Origin of the sequence: Rhodococcus sp. NPDC056960 (assembly GCF_042674125.1) — a bacterium.
Taxonomy (GTDB): Bacteria; Actinomycetota; Actinomycetes; order Mycobacteriales; family Mycobacteriaceae; genus Rhodococcus_F.
This window is the reverse complement of record NZ_JBHURF010000049.1, coordinates 25724-34360: the sequence shown is the minus strand read 5'-3', so window position 1 is coordinate 34360 and position 8637 is coordinate 25724. Positions and strand designations below refer to the sequence as shown.

Below are 8637 nucleotides of genomic sequence, written 5' to 3'. Positions count from 1 at the left end.
ACCGCCGCCGACCCACTCACCCCAGACGCAGTCCGCATCCTCACCACGCTGGACCTACCGACCCGCTGAGCGGGGCACTAAACCTGTGCAAGTCAGGCGCTGTGTGACAGCGATCGGCGGGTGATCCGCAAGGTGGCGACGAACGACATCCGATCTTCGGTCGTGCCCGCCGGCGCGGGCGGCATCGAGCATCAGGGTGCGGATCGTGTAGTGGCAACACAGATGGCCCCAGATCTCCTGCAGCACCAACTCGGGAGACTGCGAACGTAGCACCGCCCGCGGCCCGCGCTGGTGGGTCTTGAGCTCCTCGAAGGCGTTCTCGATCTCCCACCGCTGTGCATACGCGAACGCGAGATCGTTCGCGGTGACCTGCTCCGGGTCGAAGATCGTCGTGAGCAGCCGGTACTGCTCGGTGTTCTCGCGCCCGTCGTCGAGCGTGTATTCGATCACTCGCACCGTCAGCGGCTGTGTCCTGCCGTGCCCCGACGCGGTGATTTCCGCCAGCGACGACCCGTCCGTCAGGGTCTGCACGTGCTTGGGCGGCGCACGTCCAAACCCGCGAGTCCGGGCTGCTCGCCGCGGAGATGATGACCGAAATATCTGCTGTGCAGGGGATCCCGAATGTCGTGTACGCCGACCGAGGAACGTCGATGACGAGCAAGACAGTCGCGACGCCGCTCGCCGATCTCGAGGTCACCCCCTCGCCTTCACGGCCACAGGTATCGAATCTCAACCCGTACTCGGATTATGCCGGGTCTGTGATTATGCCGAGGATGAACCCGTGTGAGCGGGTTCGTGCTGGTCAGAGGCTGCCGCGGGCTGAACCGTTCGGCATAATTCAGAGTGTGTCGAGGTAGGCAAGCAGTGAGTCGGAAGGTCTGTAGCGGTTCGGAGTCACTTCTGGAGGTGTGGACCTGTTCAGGGCGCGTTGCTTGACCGCGAGGTCGGCGTGCATATAGATCTGTGTGGAGGCGATGCTTTCGTGCCCGAGCCTCAGCGCGATCACCGAGATATCGACGCCTGCTTCGCGTAAGAACATCGCGGCGCTGTGGCGAAGGACGTGAGGGGTGATTCGTCTGGTCGCCAACGATGGGCAGTGAGATGCCGCGGCGGTGGCGTGTTTGTTCACCAGCCATTCAACGGCATCGGTGCTCAGCGGTGTGCCATGTCGGCTCGGGAACAGTGGGGAGTCGAATTGGGCTTTATGTCTTTTCAACCACTCTCCCAGCGTGGTGACGGCGCCGGCGGTCATTGGCGTGGATCGCTGTTTTCGGCCCTTGCCGCGACAACGAACGTGAGGTCCGGTTGTCAGCACAACGTCGTCGCGGTGCAGACCGGTGAGTTCGGCGACACGTAAACCGGTTTGGACTGCGACGGTGAGTCGTCGCACGGGAAGATGTCCAGCGTGCGTGCAATCGCCGGTTACCGGCACCGAGTGGACGAAGCACTCGAGGCGATGGCGTACCTCGCCCTGCTTGCTTGTCAAAACCAATAGGTGTTTGGTAAACTATGATCACGGCCACACTGGGCGCCTGCCTACTCGGCGCCCGGGTTCTGTTCGCTGGCCTCCCAACAGACTGAGCGAGGAAAGCACGTGATTCAACGGACGATGTCGGTAGACGCGCCACAGACTGAGGTTGAGCCCGGGCCTGCCATGGCTGACGAACCCATCCTTCGCCTGGAGTCTCTGACGGCGGGGTACGGCGATCTGGCCGCCATTCGGGACGTCTCACTCGAAGTGCGTCCTGGAGAAATGGTGGCGCTCTTTGGCCCCAACGGCGCGGGAAAGTCCACTACGCTGCTGGCCAGCGTTGGGGTGCTTCCAAAAATGTCGGGTCAGGTCTACTTCCGGAGCGCCCCAACCCAGAAGGCCTTGTACTCGTTGGCCAGGCAGGGCATCGCCTTCGTGCCGGAGACCCGCTCGGTGATATCCGGCCTGACGACACGGGAAAATCTCGAGCTCGGACGTGGGGGCGTTCAGAAGGCGCTGGAGGCATTTCCCGAACTGGAGCCTCTTCTGCCGCGCAAGGGCGGCCTGCTCTCTGGTGGCGAGCAGCAGATGGTGGCTTTGGCACGTGCCCTAGGCAGCGAGCCGTCGGTCCTGCTCGTCGACGAGTTGTCATTGGGTCTGGCTCCCATGCTTGTTGAACGCCTCCTGCAGGCATTGCGCAAAGAGACTGAGCGCACGGGTCTCGCCGTACTGCTCGTGGAACAGCAGACCCGTCGAGCGTTGGCCCAAACCGACCGTTGGTATCTCCTCCGGAGCGGATCGCTGGTGGCCGAGGGCAAGTCTTCCGACGGTCCCGCCGCGCTCGAACGCGCATACCTCCGGTCGGATGACTGACGAAGTGGCCAAACTTCGTTGGCACCGAGGCGATTCTGATTCCAGTCGAGGTCCACTTGGCGCAGGTGTGGTGCCTGAGGTCTGGGATCTGCGACTTCGAAATGAGGATTTGATTATGGATTGGGACCACGAGGTAGACGTCGTCGCGGCCGGGTCGGGGATCGGCGGTATGGCGGCTGCAATCACGGCGGTGGATCACGGGGGTACTGCGCTTGTCCTGGAAAAGGCCCACGGCCTGGGCGGAGTCACCGGGTGGTCGTTGGGTCAGTTGTGGGTGGGAGCCAACCACCTGGCCCAAGCAGCGGGAATTCCTGACTCCGCGGCGGAGACGGATGCCTACATCGGCTTCATCGGGGCCAGCCACAGTGACCCGGCGCTGCGGCGCGCGTTCGTCGATGGCGCGCCCGCGGCAATCTCATACTTCATGGATGCAGTGGGAATCGAGTTCGAGCTCGTTCGTGGTATGCCTGACTACTTCTACACCGGGCATCCCGCCGGCAAAGCCGAGGGTCGCTATCTGGAGGTGAAGCCTTTTCCGCTGGAGCGGCTTGGGGCCGCCGCGAACAAGTTGCTGCCGTCACCTCACAGGTTCGGTTCGTTTACAAGTGCGGACATGCTCGCGACCATGGGCGATCGGGACGCTATGGCCAAGCGGATTGCGGAACACCTGAACCGCAACGAACGCTGCGCTGGTGCGGGCCTGATGGCAGCGTTGTTGAACGCCGCGCTCGAACGCGCCGTCGAGTTCTGGGTCAGCAGCCCCGTCACCGAGTTGCTAACCGACGCCGAAGGCCGCGTCGTGGGAGTCGTTGCGGTGACGCCGAGTGGCGAAAAGCGTATCCGCGCCCGCAAGGGCGTAGTGCTGGCGACGGGCGGATATGACCACAATGCCGAGCTGGTCCGCACGTTCGAACATCACGAAGCGATTTTGAGCATGTCGCCGGACACCGTCGAGGGCGATCACCTGATACTGGCCGGTGCGCTAGGTGCAGCGGTGGGTGTACTACCGAGAGACCTGACCCCGACACCGCTCGGCATTCGCGTGCCCGACGCGACCGGAGGAGAGCCCTATGACCAGTCCTACCAGCCCGGCAAGCCGCACTGCATCGTCGTCAACGGGCAGGGCCTGAGGTTCGCCGACGAGGCGTTCTACTTGGACTACGAGCCGGCACTCAACATCCTCGACGGGCGGCATCGACGTCCAAGAAACTGGCCAGCCTGGCTCATCCTCGACCAGAATCATCGTGACAGCTACGATCTCGCAACGATCCCACCCGGGGCCCCGCTCCCTGAAGGGATGGCGACGACCGCCGACACTCTTGAGGAGCTTGCCGCTGGTGCGGGGATTGACACCGCTGGCTTGCGGTCCACTGTCGAGCGATACAACGGCTTTTGTGAGTCCGGTGTCGACCCGGACTTTCTCCGGGGTAAGTACCCGTACAGCAATATCTTCCTCGGTGACCCGCGAGCAGTTCCGAACCCGAACATGGGCCCAATCGCGCGCCCGCCGTTCTACGCGATTCCACTTCATCGCGTTGGTTTGGGCTTCGCCTCGGCCGGCTTGAGGACGAAGGAGGTTGGCGAGGTGCTTGACGTCAAAGGATCGCCGATCCGAGGTCTGCACGCCGTCGGCAACGCCGCGGCCCGACTAGACATCGGCGGATACAACAGCGGAATGGGAAACACTCGCGGTCTCCTGTTCGGGCACCTTTCGGCCAAGCACCTCATGGAATCAGGAGCCCGGTGATCGAGACGGCCCGACACCTGGCACCTGCCCATACAGGAAGGCCCGCGTGACGCGCTGTAACCGAATCCCGAGAGAGCAGCTGTTTCACGCTTGGGCCTTGTCAAAACAAATGCCGTTTGATAAGTTTCGCAAACCAAAGGCCAATTGGCCGAGGAGGTTTAGGATGCTCAAAGGTAAACTTCGCGTCCGGGTGGCGATGGTTGGCGTCGCAACCGTCCTGATGGCCAGCATGTCAGCATGCGGTGACAGTAAAGCGGGCGCTGAGGGTGAGATCGTCGTCGGCACAATTCAGCCGCTTACGAGCCAGATCTACAGCAATCCCAACAGTCGTGATGGACTCCAGGCAGCGATCGACGCGATCAATGCCGAAGGAGGGATCAGTGGCAAGAAGGTGAGGGTGCAGGAATGCGACTCGAACTATGATGCCAACAAGGAACTGTCGTGCGTGCGTGACTTGATCGACGCCGACGTCAGCGCCATTGTGGCGCCGTATATCATCGTGGATCAAGCTGGTCGCCCACAACAGGCCGCCGAAAAGGCAGGAATACCCTGGATTGGCGCACGTGGCGTGGCCTTGGCCGATATGCAGAGCAAGGTGTCATTCCCGCTGTCATCCGGTCAGGCCGGCTGGGCCTACGGCACTATTGCCACTCTGATCGAGCATGGCGCGAAGAACATCACGGTTCTTATCGAGGGCTCTCAGCCGGCCTCGCAATACCAAGGCAAGCTGCAGAGAGCCGCCCTCGAGGCCGCTGGAATGACGGGACGCACGGTGGAAGGCGACTCCACCGCGGACCCGACCTGGGCCACCGCCGCCGCGCAGGCTGCCGCAGGCGGCACTGACGGGATCGTCATCACAGGGACCCCGGCCGGTTATGCCAAGGCCGTTCAGGCTCTTCGATCGAGCGGGTACAAGGGGCTCATCGCCAGCATGACGAGCATGACAAGCATGGCCAACCTTGAGGTCCTTGGCGACGTCGCCAACGGAATCCTCCTGGTCTCACAATTCGCAGCGACCACAGACACGGAGAACCCTGGGATCGCCCAGTTCCTGGAGGAACTCAAGAAGTATGCCCCGGACGCTGTCGTCGATGAGTCGACGCTTGCGGGCTGGGCCGCTGGGAAACTGTTCGCAGCTGTGATGAAAGGCAAGGACGATTTCTCCAAGGAGTCGGTCCTGGCAGCATTCAAGAACCTGTCGGACCCGGTCGATATCAGCGTGATTCCGCCGTACTCGGTCGTGGGCAAGGAACCGCCGCTCCAAGACGAGCCACGGATGTTCAACAACATGGTTATGCCGATGACTATCAAGGATGTCTCCCCGCAGGCCGTGGGTGGATTCATCGATCCCTTCGAATCTTTGGCGAAGGCCAGCGGAAATTGATCTTTAGGGATCGGCCGTGCCGGTATTGACGGCCGATCCCGGGCTCCGCAACGGGGCCGCACATGCTGAATCCGACAGGCTTGAGGAGTGCTGGGACGTGGAAATTCTTCTATTCGTCATCCTAGGGATCGTAACGGGCGGGTTGTACGCGCTCCTTGCCCAAGGTTTGGTGCTCGTTTATCGAGGATCGGGCCTGCTGAACTTCGCCCAAGGGGCGCTGGCCCTCGTGGGTGGATGCGTCTATTACGAGTTGGTGGTCCGAGTTGGCCTGTGGCCGTGGCTAGCAGCCTTAATCGCCATTGTCCTGTGTGGTCTGCTAGGCGCCGCCATCCATTACGGAGTAATGCGGCCGATGCGTCATACGTCGCCGCTCCAACGCGTAATTGCCACCCTGGGAATCGTGATGGTTCTCCAGAGCTTCGCCTATATCAGATATGGATTCGACCCGCTAAGAGTACCGCCGCTGTTCCCGACAGATGCAATCTCACTGGGGCCCGGCGGACTGTCCGTCGGATTCGATCGCCTTGCCATCATCGCTGTCTGTGTTGTTGTGAGCGTTGCGCTCTTCCTGGGATACCGGAACTCGTCGTTCGGCAAAGTCACGACGGCAGTTGCCGAGAACGAGCTCACGGCGGCGTCACTGGGTCACTCACCGGACAGAATCGCCGCCGTCAACTGGGCCTTGAGTAGCGCTTTGGCTGGCTTGGTCGGTGTCTTGATCTCTCCGATCCTCTTCCTGGAGCCGACCACCCTGGTCCTTCTGGTCATCCCGGCCATGTCAGCTGGCTTGCTGGGGGGGTTCTCCTCATTTCCCAGCACGCTGGCGACAGCACTTGCCCTGGGTGTGGGTCAATCGCTGATCCAGCGCTATGTGTCGGCGCCCGGCTGGGCCATGGCGGTGCCGTTCTTCGTCGTACTGGCCATTCTCCTGGCACGAGGTCGTGCGCTTCCGCTGCGCAGCTACGTCTTGGAGCGCCTGCCCGCGGTTGGGACGGGTCGCGTCCGTCCGGTGCCCGTCGCTTTACTGACGTTCGGAGCGGCCGCCCTCATCACCGTGGTGATGAACGCAAACTGGGCTACGGCGACAGTTGTGACGCTGTCGACTGCCATCATCGGGGTTTCGGTGGTCGTTCTCACCGGATACACCGGCCAGCTTTCTCTCGCCCAGGTCGCCCTGGCTGGAATCGGTGCCCTCATGGCGAGCCGGCTGGCCGTAGTCGGTGTCCCGTTTTTACTGGCGTGTCTTGCGGGGGCCATCTTGACAGCGTTGCTCGGTCTGGTGATCAGCATTCCTGCGCTGAGGGTCCGGGGGATCACCTTGGCCGTTGTCACGTGGGGTCTTGCTGCGGCGCTCACCAACCTTGTACTACTTAACGGCGAGTACACCGGAGGATTTGGCGGCTTCGAGGTGCCGGTGCCCTCGGTTCTCGGCGTGGATCTCGATCCGTTCTTCTACCCCGACCGGTATGCCCTCTTTGTACTGCTCATCTTGGTCGCGGTTGCTATTGGCGTCGCGAACCTGCGGCGTGGGCAAGTGGGCCGCCGTTTGCTGGCTGTGCGCTCAAATGAGCGGGCAGCCGCTTCGCTCGGGGTGCACGTGACCGCAACAAAGTCGTACGCATTCGCACTGAGCGCCGCCATCGCCAGCCTTGGTGGGACGTTCTTGGTGTTCAGTCGGCCGGTAGCCGAGTTCAGCGCTTTCACTTTGTTCCTCGGGATTGTGGTGGTCGCCGTCACGGTCGTGGGTGGGGTTGGCTACCTGCCAGGTGCGCTCTTGGGAGCGACGTTGGTGGGCGGGGGCGTGACCGGCATGATCTTCGAGGGCTTGCCGCAGGTTAACTACTACATGCCCCTTGTCGGTGGGATCTTCCTCCTCCTGATATTGATCCTGGCTCCCGACGGTCTATTTGAAATGCACCGTCAGCAGCTAGCCGCTGTTCCATGGCGCCGCCTGCTGCCTGTGCCTGGACGGGGGGCGAGTGCACCGAAGCGGGCCCCCGCCCCGGCATCTGCGCCTGTAGTAGTGACGCCGAAGGAGCTGGTCGTTGAGAACCTCTCCGTTTCCTTCGGAGGGGTACATGCGGTCCGCGACGTTTCGATCACGGTGAAGCCTGGCGAGATCCACGGCGTGATGGGGCCGAACGGCGCTGGTAAGACCACGCTCATCGACGGCATCACGGGCTTCGTCAAGTCCACCGCGACTTCGATCCGCGTCGGGGATCAGGAGTTGTCAGGGCTAAGCACGAGGCAGCGCGTTCGTGCCGGTGTCTCCCGCTCCTTCCAGAGCCTTGAGCTCTTCAGTGGGCTGACTGTTCGGGAGAACCTTGCGATCGCGGGTGAACGGCCGGGAGTCCTCAGGTACTTGCTCGATCTAGTCCGGCCTGGTTCGGCCACTCTGACGCCGGCGGCATGGGAGGCCGTCACACATTTCGAGCTGGCCGATCTGGTTGATGAGCGGCCCGAGAACACATCCTTCGGACACCGAAAGGCAATTGCCATAGCGCGATCCGTCGCAAGCGCACCCTCGATTCTGTTGCTCGACGAACCTGCAGCTGGGCTCGGCGACGTTGAGGCGGAGGAATTGGCTGACCTGATCAAAGTCTTGGCTGTCGAGTGGGGGATCGGCATTTTGCTGGTCGAGCACAACGTCGATCTGGTCTTGCGCCTTTCGGATCGTGTGACCGTGCTCCAATCCGGTGCTGTCATCAAGTGCGGTAGCCCGGACGAGGTTGTCTCTGATCCGCTCGTAATTGACGCCTACCTCGGTGCAGCTGTCTGAATCCGTCCACCCCTGATGACGCTCGTTGAAAGTGGATCTGGCGCACTTTCGTTTGCGCCGTGAGGCGCTGTGATTCGAGTGGAGGTGAGAGACCTTCACCGCTGTCCTGTCGTAGCAGGTCGGTGGAGCCGAGGGCAGCCTGATCCGGGTGGTGCCGGAGACGGTCAGGATGTCCGCCCATTGCCGCTCGGTGGGAATGACAAGGCTCAGCGAAATGGGTCTGGCGCACTTTTCGTGATTCTGTTGTCGACCTTAGCTATACGGTGTGGATGACGCGCTTGCGGAGCAGGTCCAAATTTGCGCGTCCGTGCATCTGCAGTTTGAGCATTTTAAAAGTTACGTGGAATCTGGCCATGGGGATGATCATGTCTCCTCGGAGTTGA

Annotated in this window: 5 protein-coding genes and 2 pseudogenes; 5 read left to right on the top strand and 2 right to left on the bottom strand. The window is 62.0% G+C overall.

Annotation, left to right across the window (positions count from 1 at the left end):
- Nucleotides 1-92: 92 nt before the first annotated feature.
- Nucleotides 93-540 (bottom strand): annotated as a pseudogene (locus ACFTWF_RS42570) (transposase); the annotation flags it as partial.
- A gap of 2 nt (nt 541-542) precedes the next feature.
- Between ACFTWF_RS42570 and ACFTWF_RS42565 the strand changes: the two are divergent.
- Nucleotides 543-746 (top strand): annotated as a pseudogene (locus tag ACFTWF_RS42565) (IS3 family transposase); the annotation flags it as partial.
- A 92-nt stretch (nt 747-838) separates the two neighbouring features.
- On the opposite strand, the gene ACFTWF_RS42560 reads toward ACFTWF_RS42565, so the two are convergent.
- Nucleotides 839-1390: a tyrosine-type recombinase/integrase gene (locus ACFTWF_RS42560; protein WP_378467076.1), complete on the bottom strand. Its 552-nt coding sequence runs from the start codon at nt 1388-1390 to the stop codon at nt 839-841.
- A gap of 264 nt (nt 1391-1654) precedes the next feature.
- Between ACFTWF_RS42560 and ACFTWF_RS42555 the strand changes: the two genes are divergently transcribed.
- The 4 genes from ACFTWF_RS42555 (at nt 1655) to ACFTWF_RS42540 (ending at nt 8254) form a co-directional block, all read left to right on the top strand.
- On the top strand, nt 1655-2344 hold the full coding sequence (locus ACFTWF_RS42555; protein ID WP_378467075.1) for an ABC transporter ATP-binding protein: 690 nt from the start codon (nt 1655-1657) through the stop codon (nt 2342-2344).
- A gap of 115 nt (nt 2345-2459) precedes the next feature.
- The gene (locus ACFTWF_RS42550) at nt 2460-4091 is read left to right on the top strand and encodes an FAD-dependent oxidoreductase (RefSeq protein WP_378467074.1); all 1632 of its coding nucleotides are present in this window, start codon (nt 2460-2462) and stop codon (nt 4089-4091) included.
- A 163-nt stretch (nt 4092-4254) separates the two neighbouring features.
- The gene (locus ACFTWF_RS42545) at nt 4255-5475 is read left to right on the top strand and encodes an ABC transporter substrate-binding protein (RefSeq protein WP_378467073.1); all 1221 of its coding nucleotides are present in this window, start codon (nt 4255-4257) and stop codon (nt 5473-5475) included.
- 16 nt (nt 5476-5491) lie between these two features.
- On the top strand, nt 5492-8254 hold the full coding sequence (locus ACFTWF_RS42540) for an ATP-binding cassette domain-containing protein (RefSeq protein WP_378467072.1): 2763 nt from the start codon (nt 5492-5494) through the stop codon (nt 8252-8254).
- The last annotated feature ends 383 nt before the right edge of the window (nt 8255-8637 follow it).

Coding starts and splice junctions, on each gene's coding strand:
- ACFTWF_RS42555 (WP_378467075.1), top strand. CDS start 1,655: ATGGCTGACGAACCCATCCTTCGCCTGGAGTCTCTGACGGCGGGGTAC.
- ACFTWF_RS42550 (WP_378467074.1), top strand. CDS start 2,460: ATGGATTGGGACCACGAGGTAGACGTCGTCGCGGCCGGGTCGGGGATC.
- ACFTWF_RS42545 (WP_378467073.1), top strand. CDS start 4,255: ATGCTCAAAGGTAAACTTCGCGTCCGGGTGGCGATGGTTGGCGTCGCA.